Genomic DNA, 23377 nt, shown 5'->3' on the forward strand with positions numbered 1-23377 from the left:
AGATCGGGCGGAGTCCGGCGATCATGAAAGGCCCAGACATGAGCATCGAGCAACGCCTGCCCCGCTTCGCGGTCCTCATCGATGCGGACAATACATCGCCGCAGATCGCGGAAGGGCTTTTTGCCGAAATTGCCAGCCTCGGCGAGGCCAGCGTGCGTCGCATCTATGGAGATTTCTCAAGCCCAAGGTTGAAATCGTGGATCAGCATTCTCCAAAAGCACGCCATCGATCCGTATCAGCAGTTCGCTTATACCACCGGAAAGAATGCATCCGACATCGCCTTGGTGATCGACGCCATGGATTTGCTCCACAGCGGGCGATTCCACGGCTTCTGCCTCGTGTCGTCCGACAGCGACTTCACGCGTCTCGCGTCGCGGATTCGCGAGCAGGGCGCGGATGTCTACGGCTTCGGCGCGCAGAAGACGCCAGAGAGTTTTCGTCAGGCGTGTCGAAGATTCATCTATACCGAGAACCTGGTGAGCCGCGCCCCGGCGACGGAAACAAAAGTGCCCTCGCAACCACAGCCGCTCGAGCCGCCAAGCGCCGCCGTACCCTTTCTTCTCAAGGCAATTTCTCCCTCCGAGGAGGCTGGATGGGCCAATCTCGGTTCCGTCGGACGGCGTATTGCAAATCTGTTTCCTGATTTCGACGTGCGCACCTACGGTTGCTCCAAACTGAGCGATCTCGTCCGCAAGACCGACGCTTTCGATATTGAGAAAGCGAAGAGCGGACAGGAGCGAATCAAGGCCAAGGCCAGCCCGGCGAAATCAAGGAGGGCAAGATCGCCGAAGTCCTGACGCGCGAAAGCGTAAACCTCACCGCCATAGGCCCAGCGACGCCCACTTCGATTCCGGAATCGGCTCGCCGATTTTGTAGCTGAACGCCAGCACCTTCATGTGGTCCGGCGTGCCCTTGCAGGTGAAGGAAAACGAATACCAGCGTCCCTTGCTGCGAAAGGCGCCACCCTCGCCGGTGACGGTGTCGCCGGTGTGGACCGGGTGGGAGATCACGTCGGTCTTGGCGCGGTCGGGATGATAGGGATTGGCGTCGCGGTCGATCCGGCTCATGGCCTCGAGATCGCAGACCTGCTCAAGCCGGGTCTCGGGATCGAGCTTCTTGAGGCTTGCCGCGAACCGCGGGTCCATCGCCAAGGCGGGCGCGGCCGAAAACAGCACGGCCCCCAGAATAACGGCTGATTTTTTCACGAAGGCACCATGGAGGGATCAGATGTGGTGCAAAGCCGGGAGACCGGGTCTCCGCGCGAGACAGTCAGTGGTGCCCAGGAAAGGACTCGAACCTTCACGCCTTGCAGCACAGGTACCTGAAACCTGCGTGTCTACCAATTCCACCACCTGGGCATTGGGCCGGTTACTAAGGACAGGCCGCGCGCTTGTCAAATTGCGTCGGAATGGCCTGTACAGCGCCGGAATGATGGCGTATCGCGGAAATCGGCGGGGCCGCCGTCCCGCATCGGTCAATTGCGCAGGAAACCCCCATGTCAGCCCCCATCGATACGCTCGTCACAGTCTTCGGAGGATCGGGTTTTCTGGGCCGCCATGTGATCCGGGCGCTGGCCAAGCGGGATTATCGCATCCGGGTCGGCGTCCGCCGCCCGGACCTCGCCGGCCATCTGCAACCGCTCGGAAAAGTCGGCCAGATTCACGCCGTGCAGGCCAACCTGCGCTATCCGGCCTCGGTGCAGGCCGCGGCGCGCGGCGCCAGCGTGATCGTCAACCTCGTGGGCATTCTGGCCGAGGGCGGCGCGCAGACCTTCGATGCGGTTCAAGGCAAAGGCGCGGACACCATCGCCAGGGCGGCAGCCGAGATCGGCGCGCGTATGGTGCATGTCTCGGCCATCGGCGCGGATGCGAATTCGACCGCGCGCTACGCCCGCACCAAGGCGGCCGGCGAAGCTGCCGTGCTGGCGGCTGTGCCCTCCGCAACCATCTTCCGCCCCTCGGTTGTGTTCGGCCCGGAAGACCATTTCACCAACCGTTTCGCGGCGCTGGCGCGCATGTCGCCGGTGCTGCCGCTGATCGGCGGCGGCCTGACGAAATTGCAGCCGGTCTATGCCGGTGACGTCGCCACTGCCATCGCCGACGCCGTCGACCGCAAGACCAAAGCGGGCGCGACCTATGAACTCGGCGGCCCCGAAGTGATGACCATGCGGCAGATTCTCGAAATCATCCTGCGCGTCACCGAGCGCAACTGCATGCTGGCGCCGCTGCCGTTCCCGCTGGCGAAGTTCCAGGCGGCATTCCTGCAATTCGCTCCGGGCGACTTCAAGCTGACGCCGGACCAGGTCGAACTGCTTCGCCACGACAACGTGGTGTCGGACACGGCCAGGTCCGCAGGATTGACGCTGGAAGGCCTCGGCATCACGCCGGATTCGCTGGAAGCCGTGACGCCGTCCTATCTCTGGCGCTATCGCAAGACCGGACAGTTCGCGCACAAGGGGGCGTGAAAGTAGTTGTGGTCGTCCCGGCGCAGGCCGGGACGACATCTAATTTTTACTTCCCCAGCGCCAGCGCGATCAGCCCGAGCGAGCCGACGATCACGCGCCACCATGCAAACAGCGCGAAGCCGTGGCGGGTGACGTAACCGAGAAACGTCTTCACCACGATGATCGCGGTGATGAACGACATCACGAAGCCGACCGCGATCACGAGACCATGATCCATCGTCATGTCGGCGCGGTTCTTGTAGAAATCATACGCGAATGCTCCGACCATGGTCGGGATCGCGAGAAAGAACGAGAATTCGGCGGCGGCGCGCTTGTCCGCACCGAACAGCATCGCCGCCACGATCGACGCGCCGGAGCGCGAGACGCCGGGAATCATCGCGGCGCATTGCGCGACACCGATGCCGAGATACATCGGCAGCGAGAATGCCGTGGCGTCGTGATGGCGCGGATTGAAATCCTGCTGATCGACCCAAAGCAGCACCGCACCGCCAGCGATCAGCGAGAAACATACCACCCACGGGTTGAACAGCACGTTCTTGATGAAGCTGCCGAACAGCAGCCCCATGATCACTGCAGGGAGAAACGCCAGCAGCACGCCGATGACGAACCGCCGCGCCGCGGGATCGGAAAACATGCCGACAGCAATGCGCCACAATCTGCCGAAATAAATCCAGAGAATGGCGAGAATCGCGCCGAGCTGAATCATCACCGCGAAGGTTTTCCAGAAATTATCCTGATCGAGTTCCATGAACCGTTCCACCAGCAGCAAGTGTCCTGTGGACGAAACGGGCAGAAATTCGGTCACGCCCTCGACGACGCCGAGAACGAGAGCCTTCAGGAGATCAGCTAACATCGGGAGATTTCCGCAATGCTGGAGGGCTTCGCAAACCGCGCCCTTGTCGCCCATTCGCCGTGTTGCCGCAACGGCAAATCCATGAAATTGAGGTCAGGCGAGTGGCGGCTTGCCTGTGTTCCAGGCAGCCGCCGCGGTCGGCGTTAACCGCCATTCGAGACCCTTTGTTAAACTTAAACCGGCTATCAGAAACTTCATGTTCACGCTCTTCCATCACCCATTCTGTCCGCGATCGCGCTTCGTGCGTCTGGCGCTCGGTGAGCACGGACTCGACACGCGGCTGGTGGAGGAACTGGTCTGGGATCGGCGCGAGGCCTTTCTCACGCTCAATCCGGCCGGCGATACGCCGGTTCTGATGGCCGAAGGTACGCCGCCGATGCCGGGAGCCGGCCTCGTGGCCGAGTTTCTCGACGAGATTCACGGCGCGCCGCTGGGCGATCACCGGCTGCTGCCGCGGGCGATGAACGACCGCATCGAGGTGCGGCGTCTGATGTCGTGGTTCAACGACAAGTTCTTCGAGGAAGCCAGCGGGCCGCTGGTCAACGAGAAGGTCTACAAGCGCTTCATGAAACCGGAGCACGGCGGCGGCGCGCCCTCGACCGATGTTCTGCGCGCCGCGAAAGCAAATGTGCGCTATCATTTGGCCTATATCGGCTGGCTGGCGCGGACGCGGAATTTTCTCGCCGGCGACCAGCTCACGTTCGCCGACCTTGCCGCCGCCGCGCATCTGTCGGCGCTGGACTATCTGGGCGATGTGCCATGGAACGAGGACGACGCAGCGAAGGCGTGGTACGTGCGGATCAAATCCCGCCCGTCGTTCCGTCCGTTGCTGGCGGAATGGATGGCGGGCGTCCCGGCGTCGGCGCATTACGTGGATCTCGACTTCTGACGCAGAACCATGCTGCCGATGCGGCTGCGCTGAAGGCCGCACTGACCGCCGAGGCGCACAGCAACGGCTTCAGCGCCATCGGCATTGCCGATCCCGATTCCATTCCCGGCGCGCGCGAGCGACTGCAAGCCTTTCTCGATAACGGATCACACGGTGACATGGACTGGCTCGCCAACGAGCCCGCGCGCCGCGCCAGTCCGCGCGTGCTGTGGAGTGATGTGCGCTCGGTCATCATGCTGGGGATGAATTACGGGCCGGACGAAAATCCGCTGGCCCTGCTCGAACAAAAAACCCGCGGCAGCATTTCGGTCTATGCGCGTGGCGACGACTATCACGACCTCATCAAGAAGCGGCTCAAGACAGTGGCGCGCTGGCTGCTGGCGACAGCCGGCGGCGACGTCAAAGTTTTTGTCGACACCGCCGCCGTGATGGAGAAGCCGCTGGCGCATGCGGCCGGTCTCGGCTGGCAGGGCAAGCACACCAACCTGGTGTCGCGTGACTACGGCTCATGGCTGTTTCTTGGCGCGATCTTCACCACGCTTGAACTGCCACGCGATCAGGCCGACGGCGACACTCATTGCGGCTCCTGCCAGGCCTGTCTCGACATCTGCCCGACCGATGCGTTTCCCGCACCGTACCGGCTGGATGCTCGCAAATGCATTTCGTATCTCACCATCGAACACAAAGGCCCGATCCCGGTCGAGTATCGGGAAGCCCTCGGCAACCGCATCTATGGCTGCGACGATTGCCTGAGCGTGTGTCCTTGGAACAAGTTCGCGCAAGCGGGCTTCGAGGCCAAGCTCGCCGCGCGCGACGAACTGCGTGCGCCCTCGCTGATCGATCTGGTGCGTCTCGACGACGCTGCGTTCCGGGCGATGTTCACAAAGTCGCCGGTCAAGCGGATCGGCCGCAATAGATTCCTGCGCAATGTGCTGATCGCGATCGGCAACAGCAAGGATGTTTCATTGGCCGCCGAGGCGCGCCGCCTGCTCGATGACGAGAACCCCTTGGTGCGGGGGGCGGCGGTATGGGCGCTGTCGCGGTTGTTGCCGCGGGAAGAATTTGCCGCGCTGGCCGCGAATTCAAGTGATGGCGATGAAGACGTGCAGGCGGAGTGGGCGGCGGCGCGGCATTCTTTCACGAACGACGGGAGAGACTCCCTCTCCCCGCTTGCGGGGAGAGGGTTGGGGTGAGGGGCAAATCCTTTCGCATAACTCGACAAGCCCCTCACCGACATGCTGCGCATGCCGACCTCTCCGTAAACGGGGAGAGGTAAGAGGCGCACCGCTCACTCCACCAGATGCCGCGCCATCTCCGGCCGCGCCTTGAGCGCCGAGCCCTGCTTGGCGACAATCTTCGCGATCCGCTCCGGCGCGAAATTCATGTCGAGAAACCCGGTCGCGACATTGGCAACCTCGCTATATTCCGCGATCAATCCGTCGCGCAGCTTCATGATAGCGACGCCCTCGAACATCGCCCGCGCGCCGTTGGCTTCCGGCAGCAGCGATTTGTAGCTGAACGTATAACGCGCATAGAGCGTCCGGCCATCGCTGACCGGATCGTGCATGTCCCAGCGGAAATCGGTCGCCGTGCCGTAGAACCAGTCGTCGATCATCACGGCAATTTTCGCACGGCCCGTGAACGCGCCGTAGAACACGTCGTGATAGACGCCGTCTTCCGCAAAAAGGGCGGCGAAGGCTTTGCCGTTGCGCTGTTCGACGGCGCGGCAGAAATCATGAAGAAGTTTTTCGGTGTGCATGATGTTCTCCCTCTCGAACTTTTTTAATTGGCCAGTTCACTCACCGCGCCCAGCATACGCGCAATATCCTGCGGCCGGGACAGGCGGTGATCGCCATCCTGCACCAGTGTCAGCACCACGTCGTCGCTCGGCAGACAATGCGTGAGCGCGAAGGCGTGACGCCATGGCACGTCGGGGTCCTGCGCGCCTTGCAGAATGCGGACCGGGCAGCCGGCATCGATGGTGCCGCCGAGCAGCAGATGATTGCGGCCCTCTTCGATGAGATTGCGAGTGATGGGATAGGCCTGATCGCCATACTCCGAAGGGCGATGCCACACGCCCCTGGTCATGATCTCGTCGCGGATCTCCGGCGAGAAATTTCTCCACATCAGGTCTTCGGTGAAATCCGGCGCAGGCGCGATCAGCACCAGTCCTGCGAGCGTCGCGCGCGACGCCGCCTCGCGACGCCTTGTCAGCGCGCGCGCCAGCAAGAGAGCCATCCAGCCGCCCATGGACGAGCCGACCACGACCTGCGGCCCTTCGCAGAAAGCATCGAACACCGCGACGCTTTCCTCGTGCCATTGCCCGATCGTACCGTCGACAAACGCGCCACCGGATTCGCCGTGCCCTGAATAATCGAAGCGCACGCAGGCGCGTCCGTGTTCCGCCGCCCATTCATCGAGCGCCTGCGCCTTGGTTCCTTTCATGTCGGAATTGAAGCCGCCGAGCCAGAACACCCCCGGCGACGCGCCGGCGCGCTTGCGAACCGCGATGTGCCGCTTTGCGCCGGTCGCACCGACATCGATGAAACTGAGCGGCGCCTCGGCGGAACTGTCCGATGACTGTGTCATGAAAAATGCCCCAAACCCGGCTGTTATGGCGGTCCGCGGCACAATCCGTCAACGCGAGAGCCGATCCGCGCCTGAAACGCGAAGTTTCGCGGTCATAACATGCAAGCAGCCCGATCCGGCGGCGGGTATGGAGCTTGCGGAGAGGACCGCGTGCCTCTATGTGGAGCGGGCTGAGGACAAAGCCGGGGCAGACAATTGTCGGGTATTTTACGTTTTTATGGCTGATCCCGTTCTTCCGCGGCAGCGCCGGAAAATGCGCGCTGCTGCCTTGTTGCGCTTGCCCGGCAGACCTTAATCCTTCAAACTCACCGCTTCGTTCACAACATCGGAGATTTACCCATTCGCCGTCCCAACAGAGCCCCGCCCGCCGCCGCCAAAGACGGGCCGCGCACCAACGATGAAATTCGCAATGCCCAGATCCAGCTGATCGACCAGAACGGTACCAACGTCGGTATCACTGAGACGTCGCTCGCGGTGAAGATGGCGATGGACGCAGGCATGGACCTGGTCGAAATCTCGCCGAACACCACTCCTCCCGTTTGCAAGATCATGGACTACGGGAAGTTCAAGTATTCGGCGCAGAAGAAGGCCGCCGAGGCCCGCAAGAAGCAGAAGATCGTCGAAATCAAGGAGATCAAGCTCCGCCCGATGATCGACGATCACGACTACGACGTGAAGATGCGGGCGATGCTGCGCTTCTTCGAAGAAGGCGACAAGGTCAAGATCACGCTGCGCTATCGCGGCCGCGAAATGGCGCATCAGGAAATCGGCACCAAGCTGCTCGACAAGGTAAAGGCGGCCGTCGCCGACGTCGCCAAGGTCGAACAGGATGCCCGCTTCGAAGGCCGCCAGGTCGTCATGGTTCTTGCGCCGCGCTAAAGCGCGAACGAACGATCGCGCAATTCATCGACAAAGAAAAACGGCGCCGCATGAGCGGCGCCTTTTTTATGTTGCTCAGCCGCGAACGTCTTACGAATTGCGGGCGGCTTCCCAGCGTCCCGAGCACGCCGTGCTCGACGATTTGCCGCTCCACTGGCCGGAACCGGAATTGGCCGACAGCTTCCCGCTACCGCTCGCCTTCTGGTCGCCCCGCGCAATCGTGACGCTGACCGTACCGGCTTCACCGACGTGACCGGAAATATCGAAGCTGCCGTCTCCGGCATAGCTGACGCGGCCACCTTCGACCCTGACGGGATAGCTGTAGGCCGGATCGCAATTGCCGGCCTGGGTGATGATGGTGACCCGCCATGCGCCGTCGAACGACGCGCCCGCTTTGGCCGGGCCTGACAGCGCGACCACAGCCAGACCGGCGGCGGCGACCGCGCCGAGAGCGAACAGCATGGCGGCCGGATTCAAGGAAAAGGCGGTCGCTTGGCGTGTGATGGCCATTTGGGTGTCCCTTCGCGTTTGATGAGCTGGCCGGGGGTATAGTCAGAAAGGGCCGGGACTTCCAGTGCAATGCAGCATCACTCGGTGAGTCAGGATAGGCTATCTAAAAATGCAGGTATCGTAATAAGTTAGAGCTGAAACGAAGCGCCCCGATCCGCTGGTCTGGTCGAAACCGCGCTGCCGCTCCACGAAGCCAGCCTCGCAGAAACCGCGGCGGCCGCGCCCGCCGAAAACCGCAAAAATCCGCGTTAATCGTTGCCAATTCGCACTTCGTCTGCCATAAGCCCAACCTTCGTCGCCCGGCTGATTAAGGGCTGCCGTGGCGACGCCAATGCTGACTTTCTCCACACGGGATTAAGTTGAGCATTATCAACGCTCTAGCGAGCATTTTAGCCGCCAAAGCGCCTTTCGGGGCATATTTTTGTTGCGGCCACAGGAGAGCCAAATGCCCAAGCTGAAGACCAAATCGGGCGCCAAAAAGCGCTTCAAAGTGACCGGCACCGGAAAAGTGGTGTCCGCCCATGCAGGCAAGCGCCACGGCATGATCAAGCGGACCAAAAAACAGATTCGTCAGCTCCGCGGCACGCGGATTCTGTTCAAGACCGACGGCGACAACATCAAGAAATATTTCTTGCCGAACGCCTGAGCGGTTCAACGAAGCCGCGTTCGCGCGGCCATCTGTTTTCACCTTTCAAGATCCACTTCTTTTCTGATCAAGGAGATCGGTCATGTCTCGCGTCAAACGCGGTGTGACGGCTCACGCCAAGCACAAGAAAGTCTACAAGGACGCCAAGGGTTTCCGCGGCCGTCGCAAGAACACCATTCGCGCCGCCAAGGCTGCGACCGACAAGGCCAAGCAGTATGCCTTTATCGGCCGCAAGCTGAAGAAGCGCACCTTCCGCGCGCTCTGGATTCAGCGCCTGAACGCAGCCGTCCGCCCGTTCGGCATGACCTACAGCGTGTTTATCAACGGCCTCGCCAAGTCGGGTGTCGTTGTGGATCGCAAGGTGCTGTCGGATCTCGCGATCCACGAGCCGGCGGCGTTCCAGGCGATCGCTGAAAAGGCCAAGGCCGCTCTCGCGGCTTAAACCTTGCCCCTCTTGCACGAGGCCGACACGACCGGAGCGTAACAACGCTCCGCTGCGTTCGGCTGGGCTGATTGATCCCCGCCGGACGGTTCAACCGAAACCGTTCCGCTGGGGCTTGCAATGTCCGACCTCGCTAAACTCGAAACCGAAATTCTGGGCGCGATTGCCGCGGCCTCCGACGAGGCGGCGCTCGAAGCCGTGCGCGTCGGCGCGCTCGGCAAGAAAGGCTCGATCTCTGCGCTGCTGGCCACGCTCGGCAAGATGTCGCCGGACGAGCGCAAGACCGAAGGCGCGAAGATCAATCTCGCCAAGGACAAGGTGACCGAAGCGCTGACCGCGCGCCGCGACATTCTCAAGAACGCCGCGCTCGACGCCCGCCTCGCCTCCGAAGTCATCGACGTCACGCTGCCCGTGCGCGAGACGCCCGCCGAGCAGGGCCGCATTCATCCGCTCAGCCAGGTGATGGACGAACTTACCGCGATCTTCGCCGACATGGGATTCTCCATTGCGGAGGGTCCGGACATCGAGACCGACGACTACAACTTCACCAAGCTGAATTTCCCCGAAGGCCATCCGGCGCGGGAAATGCACGACACCTTCTTCTTCAATCGCAAGGAAGATGGCGAGCGCCTGCTGCTGCGCACGCATACGTCGCCGGTGCAGGTCCGCACCATGCTGACCCAGAAGCCGCCGATCCGCGTGATCTGTCCGGGCCGCACTTACCGCATCGATTCCGACGCGACCCACACGCCGCAATTCCATCAGGTCGAAGGGCTCGTGATCGACAAGGGCTCGCATCTCGGCCACCTGAAATGGATTCTCGCGGAATTCTGCAAGGCGTTCTTCGAGGTCGACACCATCAACATGAAATTCCGTCCGTCATTCTTCCCCTTCACCGAGCCGTCGCTGGAAGTCGACATCCAGTGCCGCCGCGACAAGGGCGAGATCCGCTTCGGCGAAGGCGAGGACTGGCTGGAAATTCTCGGCTGCGGCATGGTGCATCCGAATGTGCTGCGCGCCTGCGGCATCGACCCCGACGTGTATCAGGGCTTCGCCTGGGGCATGGGCATCGACCGCATCGCGATGCTGAAATACGGCATCAACGACCTGCGCCAGATGTTCGAGAGCGATACGCGCTGGATCAACCACTACGGCTTCAAGCCGCTGGATGTCCCGACTCTGGCGGGAGGGCTGTCATCATGAAATTCACCCTCTCCTGGCTGAAAGAGCATCTCGACACCGACGAGCCGCTGGACAAGCTCGCCGACAAGCTCACCATGATCGGGCTCGAGGTCGAGCATATCGAGGACAAGGCGAAGGCGCTGGCGCCGTTCGTCATTGCAAAAGTGATTTCCGCCGAGCAGCATCCGAACGCCGACCGGCTGCGCGTGTGCATGGTCGATTACGGCCAGATCGCAAAAGGCGACAAGCCGCTGCAGGTCGTCTGCGGCGCGCCGAACGCGCGCGCGGGACTTGTGAGCGTGTTCTCACCGCCGGGCACGTATATCCCGGGCAAGAACATCACCCTCAGCGTCGGCACCATTCGCGGCGTCGAAAGCCACGGCATGCTGTGCTCGGCCGCCGAGCTTGAACTCTCCGAGGATCACGACGGCATCATCGAACTTCCCGCCGACGCACCGATCGGCAAGCCTTACGCCGAGTGGGCCGGACTCGGCGATCCGGTGATCGAGATCAATCTCACCCCGAACCGGCAGGACTGCACCGGCGTGCACGGCATCGCGCGCGATCTCGCCGCCGCCGATATGGGCAAGTTCAAGGATCAGGCCCCGAAGCAGATCAAGGGCGAATTCCCCTCGCCCGTGCAGGTGACCATCGAGGACCCGTCGCTGTGTCCCGGCTTTGCATTGCGGCTGGTGCGCGGCGTGAAGAACGGCCCGTCGCCGGAGTGGCTGCAAAAGCGCCTGACCTCGATCGGTCTTCGCCCGATCAACGCGTTGGTCGACGTCACCAACTTCATGACCTTCGACCGCGCGCGCCCGCTGCATGTGTTCGATGCGAAAAAGGTGAAGGGCAACCTCACCGTGCGCCGCGCCCGGACCGGCGAGACGCTGCTGGCCCTCGACGGCAAGACCTACGCGCTCGATGACAGCATGTGCGTGATCGCCGACGACAACGGCGTCGAATCGCTCGCCGGCATCATGGGCGGCGAGGCGTCGGGCTGCGACGAGACCACCACCGACGTGCTGATCGAATCGGCGCTGTGGAACGAAATCAACATCGCCCAGACCGGGCGTAAGCTCGGCGTCAATTCCGACGCGCGTTATCGTTTCGAGCGCGGCGTCGATCCGGCCTTCATGGTGCCGGGTCTGGAGATGGCGACCAAGCTGGTGCTCGATCTTTGCGGCGGCACGCCGTCGGAGATCGTGGTCGCAGGCGCAGCCCATGGCGACGACCGCGTCATTGATTTTCCGATTTCCGAGATCAAGCGCCTCGCCGGCATCGAGGTGCCGCTGCCGGAAATCCGGATGATCCTGACCCGTCTGGGATTCATGATCGCGGGCAATGGTCCGGTGGTGAAGGTCGCGGTGCCGTCATGGCGCTCCGACGTTCATGGCAAGGCCGACATCGTGGAAGAAATCGTGCGCATTGTCGGCGTCGACAGCGTACCGCTGACGCCGTTCGAGCGTGGCGATGCGCCGCGCAAGCCGGTGCTGACGCAGTTGCAGCTGCGCACCCGCCGCGCCAAGCGCGCGCTGGCCGCGCGCGGCATGACCGAGGCCGTGACATGGTCGTTCGTCTCGAAACCGCAGGCAGACCTGTTCGGCGGCGGCGGCGCGGCGCTCGCGCTGGCCAATCCGATCGCAGCGGATTTGTCCGACATGCGGCCCTCGCTGATCTCGGGGCTTGTCGCAGCAGCGCAGGCCAATGCAGACCGCGGGTTCTCCGATGTGGCGCTGTTCGAGGTCGGACAGATCTTCAAGGGCGACGGGCCGGAAGATCAGTTCATGGCGGCCAGCGGCGTGCGCCGCGCGCTCGCCTCCTCGAAAGGCATCGGCCGCTACTGGTCCGGCTCCGCCACCGTCGATGCGCTCGATGCCAAGGCCGATGCGCTGGCCGTGCTGGCCGCCGCGGGCGCGCCGACGCAGGGCCTGCAGATCGCAGGCAGCAAGGAGTCCAAGAACTATCCGGCGTGGCTGCATCCCGGCCGCTCCGGCGCGATCCAGATCGGGCCGCAGAACGTGCTCGGCTACTTCGGCGAGCTGCACCCGCGCGCGCTGGAAGCCCTCAAGGCCGATGGTCCGCTGGTGGCTTTCGAGATCATCCTCGAGCGCATTCCCGATGCCAAGGCCAGGCCAACTCGTGCCAAGCCGCTGCTCGAACTGTCGCCGTTCCAGCCGGTGTCGCGCGACTTCGCCTTCATCGTCGATCGCAACGTCAAGTCAGGCGACATCGTGCGCGCTGCGCAGGGTGTCGATAAAAAGCTGATCACCGGCGTGGCGGTGTTCGATGTCTATGAAGGCAAGGGCATCGACGACTGCAAGAAGTCCATCGCCATCGCGGTGACGTTGCAGCCGCGCGAAAAGACCCTGACCGATCAGGAGATCGATGCGGTGGCTTCGAAGATCGTGGCCGAAGTGACAAAGAAAACCGGCGGCGTGCTGCGGGGATAATCTAAACGGCGCGGCGCGTGGCCGCGTTTCCCGGCAACAGCAGATCGCAATAGGCATAGCCGTCGCGCGTGACGACCTCGCCCGGAGTCACAGGCAGCGGGCGACCGAATATCGGCGCTGCGGTGACGCAGGTGTGAAACTCGCCGTTCTCTCCGCACGGATCGACGCCGTCCGGCAGATCCGCCAGCAGCGCGTCGTCGAATTCGCGGCCTGCAAACGATGCCGGAAGTTTCGCAAGATCGACGGTGGCAAGCCGCGCCTTCAGACCACTGGCGATCATTTCGCGCGCCAGCTGCGCAGTCGGCCGCTGCCAGAGCGGGAACACCGGCGTGATGCCGGTACCAGCCAGTTTGGCCTCGCGGTAGGCACGGATGTCTTCAAGGAACAGGTCGCCGAAAATCATATGCGTCACGCCGCGCTGGCGCACCTGCGCCAGCGCCTCGGTCATGCGCTGCTCGTAAATCTCGTTGGGACAGGGATACGGAATCGGCACGATCAGCGGCGGCAGCCCGGCCGCATCGAGTTGTGCGCGGAGAATCTCCTCGCGCACGCCGTGGATCGAGACCCGCCCGAATGTTTCGGTGACGGTCGTCAGCGCGCCGACCACCTCGAACGTTCCCGCCTTGCGCACCGCCTGCAGCGCGAAGGCGCTGTCCTTGCCGCTCGACCACGAGATCAGCGCTTTCATTAGTTGCGCGGCCAGTTCATGCTGCGTCGGGTGGGAGCCGCGGGCTCCGCCGTGGCGCGCGACTGGCTGCGCCGCGACTTCTTCGCCTGTTCCGCCACCGGCGCGTCTTTCAGCGCGCCGATCTTGCGCAAGGCCGCTTCGGCCGCCCGCTCGCCGGATTCCCATGCGCCGCCGACCGTGCCCCATTGCGTTTCGTGCGCGGCCTCGCCGGCAAAGAACAGGCTGCCCAGCGGCTCCATCAGAACCTTGCGCGCGGGCTGGCCACCGGGCGACGCCGCCGACATCGCGCCGTAGATGTGCGGCATGTCGTTCCATCGCGTCGCCATGGTGCGCTTGACGATGTTCTTGATGTCGGAACCGAACAATTTGGTCAGCCACTCGGTCGCGAACGCCACCATCGCGGCTTCGCCACGCGCGGACAGTTCAGCACCGAACGATCCCGCGACATCGACCTGACAGAGCGAGGAGCCGCCGAGATTGGCCAGCAGAAGCCCAGTGCTGCGGTCGCTGCTCTGCTCGATCACAATGTCGTCGCGCGACAATCCGAGCGGATTGCCCGGCAGTTCGAGCGCGATGTGATCGTAGCTGCCGAGAGTGAGTTTCGATGCGGCGTCCTGCTGACGCTTGGGCAGATCCGGGGCAAACTTGATCTTGCCCGACAACAGCGCGTTGGTAGACGCCGTCATAATGACGGCTTTCGCGGTAAGCGTTCCCGCGGTCGTCTCGATCTGCGCGTCGCGGCCGCTCCAGACGATACGCGTCACCGGCGTGGAGAGGATCAGCGGCAGTCCCTCGCCGAGCTTGGCGACCAGCGCGCCGAGCCCCTGACGGCAAGCGGAGGGACCGTCACGCTGCGCCATCGTCACCAGATCGAGCGTGGACAAATCCTTCAGGTCCTTGCCGGTGGCCATGGCGCCGAGCAGAAAATCCGTCGTCCCCGCCCATACGCCGAGATCCTTCGGCAGCCCGGCGGCGGCGGGCATATCGGCCTTGCCGCGGACAGCGTCGCCCATGGCGCGATTGGCGCGCACCAGCGTTGCCAGAAAATCCTCGGCTTCTCCGGCGCGCGCATTGCGGCGGCCGATCCGAATGCGCTGGCCACGCGGGGCCGGATACATCTCCATCCCCACGCCGCGCGCAAGTTTTGCAATGGGGCTGCTATCCGCGTTGTAGAGCCAGCGTCCGCCGCGGTCGAACGGCGCATCGAACGACGTCGCGTCGGTGACGCAGCGCCCGCCGATATGGGATGCGGCTTCGATCACCACCACCTTGCGGCCAGCGGCGGCAATGCGCCGCGCCGCAGCGGTGCCGGCAGCCCCCGCGCCGATCACCGCGATCTCGGCCTCGCGCGGCGGGGGCGCGGCGAATGCGGGCGGCAGGGAGGAGGATGCCATCACCGCCGCCGTACCGGCCAGAAGATCGCGCCGGGTAATTGTCATCTCATGGTTTCCGGAATTCGACCAAAAGCGAGAACATCTTGCGAACTTGCCGCATTGAAGGCCTCGCGGCAACGGTCATGGTGAATGTTTGATGAGCGGTGGGCTTGACCCATGAACTAAATTGAAATTGCTTTCGACAACACTAGTGATCCGGTTCTGACATTCGTACCGTATTCTTCGCAGGCACTTTACGAATGTCAGAACCAAAGGATCACTAGAATCATAGCTTTCTGGTGTCCTTTCGTATCCGACGTTCGCTCGGAAAACGCTGCGAAATAAAGCGAACGTCGAATACGGGACACCAGGCCAACAAGAAAGCGGCCAGAACGTGCCGCTCAGGGAGACAATAATGGGCTTCGTGCTCGATACCGTCGGCAAGGTCATCGCCGGCTACCTCCAGAAAGAGGTGCCCGGCTACGAACCTTTTACGCCGAGCGATCCGGAGCGACTGCGCGGCCTGATCGAGGCCGGCGACGTGCTGCTGGTCGAGGGCAACAACCGCGTTTCCGGTATTATCAAGTATCTCACGCAGTCGACATGGTCCCATGCCGCACTCTATGTTGGCCCGATCGATGGCGCGACGGAGCCCGATGGCGAACCGCACGTCCTGATCGAGGCCAATATCGGCGAAGGCGTTACCTCCGCGCCGCTGTCGAAATATTTTCCCTATCACACCCGCCTCTGCCGCCCGGTCGGGTTGTCCTACGAGGACCGCCACACGGTCTGCCGTTACGCCATTAACCGCATCGGCTTCGGCTACGATACCAAGAACATTCTCGACCTGATGCGCTACCTCATCCCGCTGCCCATCCCGCAGCGCTGGCGGCGGCGCATGATCTCGCTGGGCTCGGGCGATCCCACCAAGATCATCTGCTCAGCCCTGATCGCGCAGGCGTTCGGCGCCGTGCGATATCCGATACTGCCGAAAATTACCCAGGCCGCCAGCCGTCAGGCGCGGCGGGAGATTCTTCATATCCGCGATTCGTCGCTCTACATGCCCCGCGACTTCGACATCTCGCCCTATTTCGAGATCGTCAAACCGACCATCGTCCTTGGCTTCGATTACACGGCGCTGCACTGGGCCGACACGACCAAGCCGTCCCCGGAGGTGGCGGACGAGACTGATCCCTTTCCAGAGGGAATCTTCGAAGCGCCAGAAGCGACGCTCGCGCCGTCTGACGAGACGCCAGCAGAAACGTCAACGCAAGGCAATCGGACCGGCGAACTAGCGGTATAATGCGCCTTATATTTGCCCGGCACTTGCCCGAGACCTTCCCCATATCTAACTCTCGCTAGGTTTTTTAGCGTTTGTGGAGGAAGGCCCATGCTTGACGCCGTCTACAAGGCGTTGTCCCAGATCCTGTCGCCGCCGATGCGCTCCATCCTGTGGAGGTCGGTCGGTCTCGCGCTGGTGCTGATCGTGGTGGCGGCGATCTCGCTGCAGCGGGTGCTGAGCTGGCTCGCCGGATCGGGAGAGGTCTGGGCGGAAACGATGGTCGGGTCCGACTATCACACCCTCATCAACATTCTTGCGTGGATCGTCTCGATTGCCGCAGGCCTCGGCGTTGTGGTCGGCGCGGTATTTCTGATGCCGGCAATCACGTCGCTGGTCGCCAGCGTATTCGTCGACGACGTCGCCGACATCGTCGAGCGCGAGCATTATCCGGCCGAACGTCCCGGCGTGGCGCTACCGGTCGGCCGCGCCGTCATCGAAGGCTCCAAGACCGCGCTGCTCACGATCCTGGTCTATCTGATCGCGCTGCCGTTCGTGTTCATCGCGGGGGCAGGTTTCATCGTGTTCTTCATCGCCACCGCATGGCTACTCGGCCGCGAGTATTTCGAACTCGCCGCCATGCGCTTCCGCACACCGGAAGAAGCCAAACTGATGCGCAAGCAGAACGGCGCGATCGTCTTCACGGCAGGCCTGTTCATCGCAGCCTTTGTGTCGATCCCGATCGTCAATCTCGCAACGCCGCTGTTCGGCATGGCCTTCATGGTCCACATGCACAAGCGGTTGTCCGGTCCGCGACCCGAACTGATCGAGCCAACGCGGCGGACCAGCGTGCCGACGGCGTAGAGCCGCGAGATCGTCATTTCGAGCAATTGCGAGCGAACCCGGAATCTCGCCGTTGCTTCCGATGAACTCTTCGGGATTCCGGATCGGTCTGCTTCGCGGACGCGTCCGGAATGACAACGCGTTGGGTCAGACGACCGTCTTCTCCGGCCACCGGCACAGATCGTTGATGATGCAGACCTCGCAGCGCGGCTTGCGCGCGACGCAGGTGTAGCGCCCGTGCAAAATCAGCCAGTGATGGGCGTGGCGTTTGAACTCGGCGGGAATGATCTTCTCCAGACCCAGTTCCACTTCCAGCGGCGTCTTGCCCGGCGCGAGACCGGTGCGATTGCCGACCCGAAACAGATGCGTGTCGACCGCAATGGTCGGCTCGCCGAAGGCGATGTTGAGCACCACATTAGCGGTCTTGCGGCCGACGCCGGGCAGCGATTCCAGCGCTTCACGGCTGCGCGGCACCTGGCTGCCGTACTCGGCGATCAGCCGCTCCGACAGCGCGATGACGTTCTTCGCCTTGTTACGATAAAGACCAATCGTCTTGATATAGTCGCGGACCTTTTCCTCGCCGAGCGCCACCATCTTTTCCGGCGTATCGGCGACCGGAAACAGGTGGCGCGTCGCCTTGTTGACGCCGACGTCGGTCGCCTGCGCCGACAGTGCCACCGCTATCAGCAGCGTGTACGGGTTGAGATGTTCGAGCTCGCCCTTCGGCTCGGGATTGGCCTTGCGGAAACGGCTGAAGGCCTCGACCACCTCCGCTTCCGTCCAGGGCTTGGATTTCGATGATTTCCGCGCCGGTTTCACCGGCTTGACTGCGCGGATTTGGGGCAGTGACTTTGAACGGGTCGTGATCGCCTTTTTCGCCATGATCCCGGTATAATAAGCTGCGATGGACACCTGCAATGACTTTGATCCCGCGCGGGACGCAGAGACCCCTCTGTTCTGTGCGCGACTGACGCCGCACCGCTCGTTGACCCGCGGCGGATTTCTGGCGCTGATGGGATTCGTTACCCTCGTCAGTTTCCTGGCAGGGCTCGCATTCCTGCTGATGGGCGCATGGCCGGTGTTCGGATTCTTCGGGCTCGACGTCTTGATTATTTACTGGGCGTTTCGGCAGAATTTCCGCAGCGCCGCCGCCACCGAAGATATTTTCGTCACACCCTATGAAATCCGCGTCCGGCGCGTCAGCCATCGCGGCCATATCGCCGAATGGACACTGAATCCGCTGTGGGTGCGGCTCGAGCGGATAGAAGACGACGAATTCGGCATCGAGAAACTCTATCTGGTCTCGAGGGGACGGCGGTTCTCGATTGCCAGCTTCCTCGGGCCTGACGAAAAAGCCAGCTTCGCCAAGGCGTTGCTGGCTGCGCTGCACGCCGCGAAACGCGGGCCGAGCTATCACCACATCGCCTGAACGAGGCCGGTGTCGGAAACAGAAATCGGGTGGTTGCGGCAAGACAAGCGGCCTACATCCGGATCATGATGAACAACGCCTCAACCGGTGCGCCATGATCAACACCGCAATGACGAAATCCGTTCTGACCGACCTGCAACTCGCCAAGCCGTCGAAGCAGGGCGCGGCGCTGCGCGACTACGATTCAGTTCGCCGCGCCATCGGCTTCATTTCGGAGCAATGGCGCACGCAACCGACCATCGAGGCGATGGCCGACGCCGCGCATCTCACACCCGACGAACTGCACCACCTGTTCCGCCGTTGGGCCGGATTGACGCCGAAGGATTTCATGCAGGCGCTGACCCTCGACCACGCCAAGCGGCTGCTCCGCGATTCCGCCAGCGTGCTCGACGCCGCCTATGATTCCGGCCTCTCCGGTCCGGGACGGCTGCATGATTTATTCGTCACCCACGAAGCAATGTCGCCGGGTGAATGGAAGAAGGGCGGCGCGGGCATGGTGCTGCGCTACGGCTTTCATCCCTCGCCGTTCGGCATGGCCGTGGTGATCGCCAGCGAGCGTGGGCTTGCGGGGCTGGCCTTTGCTGACGAGGGCGAGGAAATGCCGGCGCTGGCCGACATGCAGCGGCGCTGGCCGCTGGCGACCTATATCGAATCCTTCGCTGGGACCGCGCCATTCGCCAAGCGCATCTTCGATTCCTCGCAATGGCGCGATGACCAGCCGCTGCGCGTGGTGCTGATCGGCACCGATTTCGAGGTGCGGGTGTGGGAGACGCTCCTGAAGATTCCTATGGGACGCGCTACCACTTACTCAGACGTCGCCAGCAAGATCGAGAAGCCGAAAGCGTCACGCGCTGTCGGAGCAGCGGTCGGCCGCAATCCGATCTCGTTCGTGGTGCCGTGCCATCGCGTGCTGGGAAAAAGCGGTGCACTCACCGGCTATCACTGGGGCATCACCCGCAAGCGCGCGATGCTCGGCTGGGAAAGCGGACAGGCGGGGGGTATTTAACCCGCCAGATCCTTGACCGACGCCACGGTGGAATCTGCGTTGAGCCGGTAGACAACCGGGGCGCCGGTGCCGAGTTCACGCTTCAGAATCTGCTCAGGCGTCAGCTTTTCCAGCACCATGATCAGCGCACGCAGCGAATTACCGTGCGCCGCCACCAGCGTGCGCTGGCCACGCAGCACGCAGGGGAGAATCTCCTGCACATAGTAGGGCAGCGTGCGCGCCAGCGTGTCCTTGAGGCTTTCGCCGCCGGGCGGGGGCACGTCGTAGGAGCGACGCCAGATCAAGACCTGTTCCTCGCCCCACTTGGCGCGGGCGTCATCCTTGTTGAGACCGGACAGGTCGCCGTAGTCGCGCTCGTTCAGCGCGAGATTCTTCGTCACCGGAATGCCGCTCTGGCCCATCTCCTTCAGCGCGAGATCGAGCGTGTGCTGGGCGCGCGTCAGCGCCGAGGTAAACGCGACATCGAACGACAGCCCCTGCTCTTTCAGCTTGCGGCCGGCAGCCACGGCTTCCTTGACGCCCAATTCGGTGAGGCCAGGGTCTTTCCAGCCGGTGAAAAGATTCTTCAGATTCCATTCGCTCTGGCCGTGACGCACGAGCACGAGAAGACGGTCGCTCATTCTTTCAGTTCCAACTCTCAGGGTGTTATTTGGCGCCGATGCCGAGCACATCGGCCATGGTGTAGAAGCCCGGCCTCTTGCCCTGCGCCCACATCGCCGCCTTCAGCGCGCCGCGCGCAAAGATCATGCGGTCTTCCGACTTGTGCGCAAGCTCGATGCGTTCATAGGGACCGGCGAAAATCACCGTGTGGTCGCCGGTGGCAGTGCCACCGCGCAGCGTCGCAAAGCCGATGTCGCCACGATTGCGCGCGCCGGTGTGGCCGTCGCGCGCGCGCACCGAGCGCTGTTCGAGATCGACGCCACGGCCGTCCGCAGCAGCCTGCCCAAGCAGATAGGCCGTGCCCGAGGGCGCATCGATCTTCTGGCGGTGATGCATTTCGAGAATCTCGATGTCGAAATCTTCGTCCAGTGACTTCGCCACCTGCTTCACCAGCGCCGCCAGCAGATTGACGCCAAGGCTCATGTTGCCGGACTGCACGACGATGGCCTGCGAGGTCACGCTTCTGATCACCGCATTGTCCGATGCCGTGAGACCGGTGGTGCCGATGACATGGACGAGGTTGCGCTGGGCGGCGATGGCGACGTTGGCGATGGTCGCCGCCGGAACGGTGAAATCGAGGATGCCATCGGCCTCCTTCGACAACGTCCAGAGGTCGCCCGAGATTTCGACGCCATTGGTGGGAAGCCCCGCCAGCAGGCCGGAATCCTGGCCCAGCAGCTCGGAACCCGGCGCTTCCAACGCACCGGCCAGCACGGCGCCGGGCGTCTCGGCGATGGCGCGGATCAGGGTCCGCCCCATTTTGCCTCCGGCTCCAGCAACGATCAGGCGCATATCGGCCATATCCAGCCCTCAAAAGCGGTTTTCAAGCGTGTTCTGGCGGTATAGCGGCGCAAAGCCACGGCGGCAACCTGAGCAGGGGGCGCTTCTCGGAGACCCTTAACGCAAAGCCGTTCCGCTTCGCATTAGCGAACGCTATGAAGGTCATGCCGGGGTCACGCAGCCGTCCTACTGCTGCCAGCCCAAATGCTCCGAGGGACAACCGTCATGCACCTGCCGCCCGCTATTTCCGCCGCGATGCTTGCGATCGCGGTCCTCCTCTCGCCCGCGCAGGCTTCGGAAAACATCGGCGGCGAAAACGCCTTCTCCTTCGTGGCGCTGGGCGACATGCCCTACAATCTGCCCGACGACTATGCGAAATTCGACCGCCTGATCGCGGCCGTAAACCGGCTGAAGCCCGCCTTCACTCTGCACATGGGTGACATCAAGTCCGGCGCACTTCCATGCACCGACGAGGTGCTCAAGAAAGCCTACGACCAGATCCAGACCTTCGAGAGCGCGCTGGTCTATACCATCGGCGATAACGAATGGCTCGACTGCCACCGCAAGGCCGCCGGCGGCTACAACCCGCGCGAGCGGCTGGCGAAGCTGCGCGAGATGTTTTTCGCAACACCGTCAAGATCGCTCGGCAAGACTCCGCTCGACCTGGAAAGCCAGGCATTGCTGATGCCGGAATTCTCGACCTATGTGGAGAACACGCGTTTTGACAAAAACGGCGTGATGTTCCTCACCGCCCATGTGCCCGGATCGAACAACGGCTTCGAGGCGCAGGACCCCGAAGCAGCGCCGGAATTTTTCGCGCGTGACAAGGCCAATGTCGCATGGATCGAGGCGGGCTTTGCGAAAGCGAAAGCGGACAATGCCAAGGCCGTGGTCATGTTCGTGCAGGCGGAATTCAACGAGGCGCGTTTTCCGAACGGCGCGATGCCGCGTCAATCGGGCTTTACGAGAACACTCGATGCGATCGAGGCCGGCGCGACAAATTTCGGCAAACCCGTGCTGCTGATCCACGGCGACGAACACTATTTTTCGATCGCACCGCTGCGCAACAGCAAGGGCAGGCCGATACCCGGCGTCAACAAGCTGATGGTCTATGGCGACACGCTGGTCCACGCGGTGCGGGTGGTGGTCGATCCCGACAGCAGCAACGTGTTCGGATTCATCCCGCTGATTGTTCCGGAAAACGGAATGGGGAAATAGGCGGAGAGTAACTTCGTGCCGTCACCCTGAGGTGCCGAAGCGAAGCGGAGACTTCGAAGGACGACGCGTTGTTCCGGATGGTCATCCTTCGAGGCTCGCAAGAGCCCGCACCTCAGGATGACGGCACAGCTTTTGTCGTGTTAATCGAAACGCATCGCGTTCAAGGCTGCTCGCCGTCATAGCCTTCGATGATGACGATCTCGCCATTGGAATGCGGCGTGCGGGCTTTGACCAGCGTCTGATACTCCGGCGATTTGTAGCAGGCGAGTGCGGTCGCGTAGTCCTTGAACTCGATCACCACGTTGCGCGAGCGCGCCGGGCCTTCGTGCCCCTCGTGAGTGCCGCCGCGCACCAGGAATTTCGCGCCGTATTTCTTGAACACCGCGCCATTGTGCGCAACGTAATCCCTTTTGTAAGCATCGAGGTCATGCACATCGATGCGCGCGATCCAGTAACCCTTGGCCATTTTGGTCTCCCTTTTTGTTTTTAGCCGCCTGCCTGAACGATCTCGGCGACGATTGCCTCCGCCGCCACCTTCGGATCGGACGCTTCCACAACGGGACGGCCGACCACGAGGTAATCTGCGCCGGCGGAAATCGCGCGGCCCGGCGTCATGACGCGCTTCTGGTCGCCGACGACGCTGCCTGCGGGCCGAATGCCCGGCGTCACCAGCGCCATCTGCGCACCGATGATTCCGCGCACGGTGGTAGCTTCCTCTCCGGAACAAACCAGTCCATCGATACCAAGCGCCTGCGCCTGCAATGCGCGTGCTTCCACCAGATCGGACACGCCGAAGCGATAGCCCGCCGCATGCAGATCGTCGTCATCGTAAGAGGTCAGCACCGTGACCGCGAGAATTTTCAGCGACGGTCCGCGCGCATCGACCGCCGCCTTCATGGTCTGCGGATAGGCGTGCACCGTAGCGAAGGTCGCACCAAGTTTTGCGATGCTCTCGATGCCCTTCGCAACTGTGTTGCCGATATCGTGCAGCTTGAGATCGACGAAGACTTTCTTGCCGCGGTCGGCCAATTTCGGGACCAACGACAGGCCGCCGGCATAGGCGAGCTGATACCCGATCTTGTAGAACGTCACGCTGTCGCCGAGCCGCGCGATCAATGCTTCCGCCGCCTCGACGCTGGAGAGATCGAGGGCCAGGATCAGCCGGTCGCGGGGATCGATAGGGGTTGGCTTCATATC

Annotated in this window: 26 protein-coding genes and 1 tRNA gene; 14 read left to right on the plus strand and 13 right to left on the minus strand. The window is 62.8% G+C overall.

Going from position 1 to position 23377, the window contains the following annotated elements:
• Window positions 1-38: 38 nt before the first annotated feature.
• Window positions 39-797, plus strand: a complete 759-nt coding sequence (locus LVY71_RS00415; RefSeq protein ID WP_235099970.1) for an NYN domain-containing protein — start codon at window positions 39-41, stop codon at window positions 795-797.
• A gap of 18 nt (window positions 798-815) precedes the next feature.
• Here the strand turns inward: LVY71_RS00415 and LVY71_RS00420 are convergent, their stop codons facing one another.
• Both LVY71_RS00420 and LVY71_RS00425 read right to left on the minus strand, forming a co-directional pair.
• Window positions 816-1145: a DUF930 domain-containing protein gene (locus LVY71_RS00420; protein WP_249788418.1), complete on the minus strand. Its 330-nt coding sequence runs from the start codon at window positions 1143-1145 to the stop codon at window positions 816-818.
• A 128-nt stretch (window positions 1146-1273) separates the two neighbouring features.
• Window positions 1274-1358 (minus strand) — tRNA-Leu (locus LVY71_RS00425).
• Window positions 1359-1495: 137 nt separating this feature from the next.
• Between LVY71_RS00425 and LVY71_RS00430 the strand changes: the two genes are divergently transcribed.
• A complete protein-coding gene (locus LVY71_RS00430; protein WP_235097239.1) occupies window positions 1496-2464 on the plus strand; it encodes a complex I NDUFA9 subunit family protein in 969 nt (322 codons plus the stop codon).
• 46 nt (window positions 2465-2510) lie between these two features.
• Here the strand turns inward: LVY71_RS00430 and LVY71_RS00435 are convergent, their stop codons facing one another.
• Entirely contained in the window at window positions 2511-3317 is an 807-nt protein-coding gene (locus LVY71_RS00435) for an undecaprenyl-diphosphate phosphatase (RefSeq protein WP_235097240.1), read from the minus strand.
• Between the two features lie 196 nt (window positions 3318-3513).
• Here LVY71_RS00435 and LVY71_RS00440 point away from each other — a divergent pair, with 196 nt between their 5' ends.
• Window positions 3514-4206 (plus strand): glutathione S-transferase family protein, encoded by a 693-nt coding sequence (locus tag LVY71_RS00440; protein ID WP_235097242.1) that lies wholly within the window; start codon window positions 3514-3516, stop codon window positions 4204-4206.
• Entirely contained in the window at window positions 4155-5399 is a 1245-nt protein-coding gene (queG, locus tag LVY71_RS00445) for a tRNA epoxyqueuosine(34) reductase QueG (protein WP_235097243.1), read from the plus strand. Before LVY71_RS00440 ends, queG begins: the two co-directional genes overlap by 52 nt.
• A 95-nt stretch (window positions 5400-5494) precedes the next feature.
• Here queG and LVY71_RS00450 read toward each other — a convergent pair whose 3' ends face one another.
• Entirely contained in the window at window positions 5495-5965 is a 471-nt protein-coding gene (locus tag LVY71_RS00450) for a nuclear transport factor 2 family protein (protein WP_235097244.1), read from the minus strand.
• 23 nt (window positions 5966-5988) lie between these two features.
• Window positions 5989-6795, minus strand: coding sequence for an alpha/beta hydrolase (locus tag LVY71_RS00455; protein ID WP_235097245.1), 807 nt, complete (start codon window positions 6793-6795; stop codon window positions 5989-5991).
• A gap of 339 nt (window positions 6796-7134) precedes the next feature.
• Here LVY71_RS00455 and infC point away from each other — a divergent pair, with 339 nt between their 5' ends.
• Window positions 7135-7674 carry a translation initiation factor IF-3 gene (gene infC / locus LVY71_RS00460; protein WP_235099971.1) on the plus strand — a complete coding sequence of 180 codons (540 nt, stop codon included), beginning with the start codon at window positions 7135-7137 and terminating at the stop codon, window positions 7672-7674.
• Window positions 7675-7764: 90 nt separating this feature from the next.
• On the opposite strand, the gene LVY71_RS00465 is transcribed toward infC, so the two are convergent.
• The gene (locus LVY71_RS00465; RefSeq protein ID WP_235097246.1) at window positions 7765-8184 is read right to left on the minus strand and encodes a hypothetical protein; all 420 of its coding nucleotides are present in this window, start codon (window positions 8182-8184) and stop codon (window positions 7765-7767) included.
• Between the two features lie 445 nt (window positions 8185-8629).
• Here LVY71_RS00465 and rpmI point away from each other — a divergent pair, with 445 nt between their 5' ends.
• The 4 genes from rpmI to pheT all read left to right on the plus strand — a co-directional run bounded on the left by rpmI (window position 8630) and on the right by pheT (window position 12904).
• Window positions 8630-8830 carry a 50S ribosomal protein L35 gene (gene rpmI, locus LVY71_RS00470; RefSeq protein ID WP_011508684.1) on the plus strand — a complete coding sequence of 67 codons (201 nt, stop codon included), beginning with the start codon at window positions 8630-8632 and terminating at the stop codon, window positions 8828-8830.
• An 82-nt stretch (window positions 8831-8912) separates the two neighbouring features.
• Entirely contained in the window at window positions 8913-9272 is a 360-nt protein-coding gene (rplT, locus tag LVY71_RS00475) for a 50S ribosomal protein L20 (protein ID WP_235097247.1), read from the plus strand.
• Window positions 9273-9392: 120 nt separating this feature from the next.
• Window positions 9393-10475 carry a phenylalanine--tRNA ligase subunit alpha gene (gene pheS / locus LVY71_RS00480; RefSeq protein ID WP_235097248.1) on the plus strand — a complete coding sequence of 361 codons (1083 nt, stop codon included), beginning with the start codon at window positions 9393-9395 and terminating at the stop codon, window positions 10473-10475.
• Entirely contained in the window at window positions 10472-12904 is a 2433-nt protein-coding gene (pheT, locus tag LVY71_RS00485; protein WP_235097249.1) for a phenylalanine--tRNA ligase subunit beta, read from the plus strand. Before pheS ends, pheT begins: the two co-directional genes overlap by 4 nt.
• A gap of 1 nt (window position 12905) precedes the next feature.
• Here pheT and LVY71_RS00490 read toward each other — a convergent pair whose 3' ends face one another.
• Window positions 12906-13592 (minus strand): Dph6-related ATP pyrophosphatase, encoded by a 687-nt coding sequence (locus LVY71_RS00490; RefSeq protein WP_235097250.1) that lies wholly within the window; start codon window positions 13590-13592, stop codon window positions 12906-12908.
• Window positions 13592-15031, minus strand: a complete 1440-nt coding sequence (locus LVY71_RS00495) for a flavin monoamine oxidase family protein (protein ID WP_235097252.1) — start codon at window positions 15029-15031, stop codon at window positions 13592-13594. Before LVY71_RS00495 ends, LVY71_RS00490 begins: the two co-directional genes overlap by 1 nt.
• A gap of 349 nt (window positions 15032-15380) precedes the next feature.
• On the opposite strand from LVY71_RS00495, the gene LVY71_RS00500 reads away from it, so the two are divergent.
• Complete coding sequence (locus LVY71_RS00500; RefSeq protein WP_235097253.1) at window positions 15381-16268, plus strand: YiiX/YebB-like N1pC/P60 family cysteine hydrolase; 888 nt, start codon at window positions 15381-15383, stop codon at window positions 16266-16268.
• Between the two features lie 87 nt (window positions 16269-16355).
• Window positions 16356-17108 (plus strand): sulfate transporter family protein, encoded by a 753-nt coding sequence (locus LVY71_RS00505; RefSeq protein ID WP_235097254.1) that lies wholly within the window; start codon window positions 16356-16358, stop codon window positions 17106-17108.
• Between the two features lie 126 nt (window positions 17109-17234).
• On the opposite strand, the gene nth is transcribed toward LVY71_RS00505, so the two are convergent.
• Window positions 17235-17969: an endonuclease III gene (gene nth, locus LVY71_RS00510; protein ID WP_235099972.1), complete on the minus strand. Its 735-nt coding sequence runs from the start codon at window positions 17967-17969 to the stop codon at window positions 17235-17237.
• A gap of 22 nt (window positions 17970-17991) precedes the next feature.
• On the opposite strand from nth, the gene LVY71_RS00515 reads away from it, so the two are divergent.
• Together LVY71_RS00515 and LVY71_RS00520 are read left to right on the plus strand one after the other, a co-directional pair.
• Window positions 17992-18516, plus strand: a complete 525-nt coding sequence (locus tag LVY71_RS00515) for a DUF2244 domain-containing protein (protein ID WP_235097255.1) — start codon at window positions 17992-17994, stop codon at window positions 18514-18516.
• A gap of 94 nt (window positions 18517-18610) precedes the next feature.
• Complete coding sequence (locus LVY71_RS00520; RefSeq protein ID WP_235097256.1) at window positions 18611-19522, plus strand: methylated-DNA--[protein]-cysteine S-methyltransferase; 912 nt, start codon at window positions 18611-18613, stop codon at window positions 19520-19522.
• On the opposite strand, the gene LVY71_RS00525 is transcribed toward LVY71_RS00520, so the two are convergent.
• Together LVY71_RS00525 and dapB are read right to left on the minus strand one after the other, a co-directional pair.
• On the minus strand, window positions 19519-20142 hold the full coding sequence (locus tag LVY71_RS00525; protein WP_235097257.1) for a 2,3-bisphosphoglycerate-dependent phosphoglycerate mutase: 624 nt from the start codon (window positions 20140-20142) through the stop codon (window positions 19519-19521). The two genes, LVY71_RS00520 and LVY71_RS00525, sit on opposite strands and share 4 nt — an antisense overlap.
• Before the next feature lie 25 nt (window positions 20143-20167).
• Window positions 20168-20983 (minus strand): 4-hydroxy-tetrahydrodipicolinate reductase, encoded by an 816-nt coding sequence (gene dapB, locus LVY71_RS00530; protein ID WP_235097258.1) that lies wholly within the window; start codon window positions 20981-20983, stop codon window positions 20168-20170.
• A 204-nt stretch (window positions 20984-21187) separates the two neighbouring features.
• Here dapB and LVY71_RS00535 point away from each other — a divergent pair, with 204 nt between their 5' ends.
• Complete coding sequence (locus LVY71_RS00535; protein WP_235097259.1) at window positions 21188-22180, plus strand: hypothetical protein; 993 nt, start codon at window positions 21188-21190, stop codon at window positions 22178-22180.
• A 160-nt stretch (window positions 22181-22340) separates the two neighbouring features.
• Here LVY71_RS00535 and LVY71_RS00540 read toward each other — a convergent pair whose 3' ends face one another.
• Complete coding sequence (locus LVY71_RS00540) at window positions 22341-22646, minus strand: DUF1330 domain-containing protein (protein ID WP_235097260.1); 306 nt, start codon at window positions 22644-22646, stop codon at window positions 22341-22343.
• A 20-nt stretch (window positions 22647-22666) separates the two neighbouring features.
• A complete protein-coding gene (pyrF, locus tag LVY71_RS00545) occupies window positions 22667-23374 on the minus strand; it encodes an orotidine-5'-phosphate decarboxylase (protein ID WP_235097261.1) in 708 nt (235 codons plus the stop codon).
• Window positions 23375-23377: the final 3 nt, after the last annotated feature.

Origin of the sequence: Bradyrhizobium sp. G127 (assembly GCF_021502575.1) — a bacterium.
Classification (GTDB): Bacteria; Pseudomonadota; Alphaproteobacteria; order Rhizobiales; family Xanthobacteraceae; genus Afipia.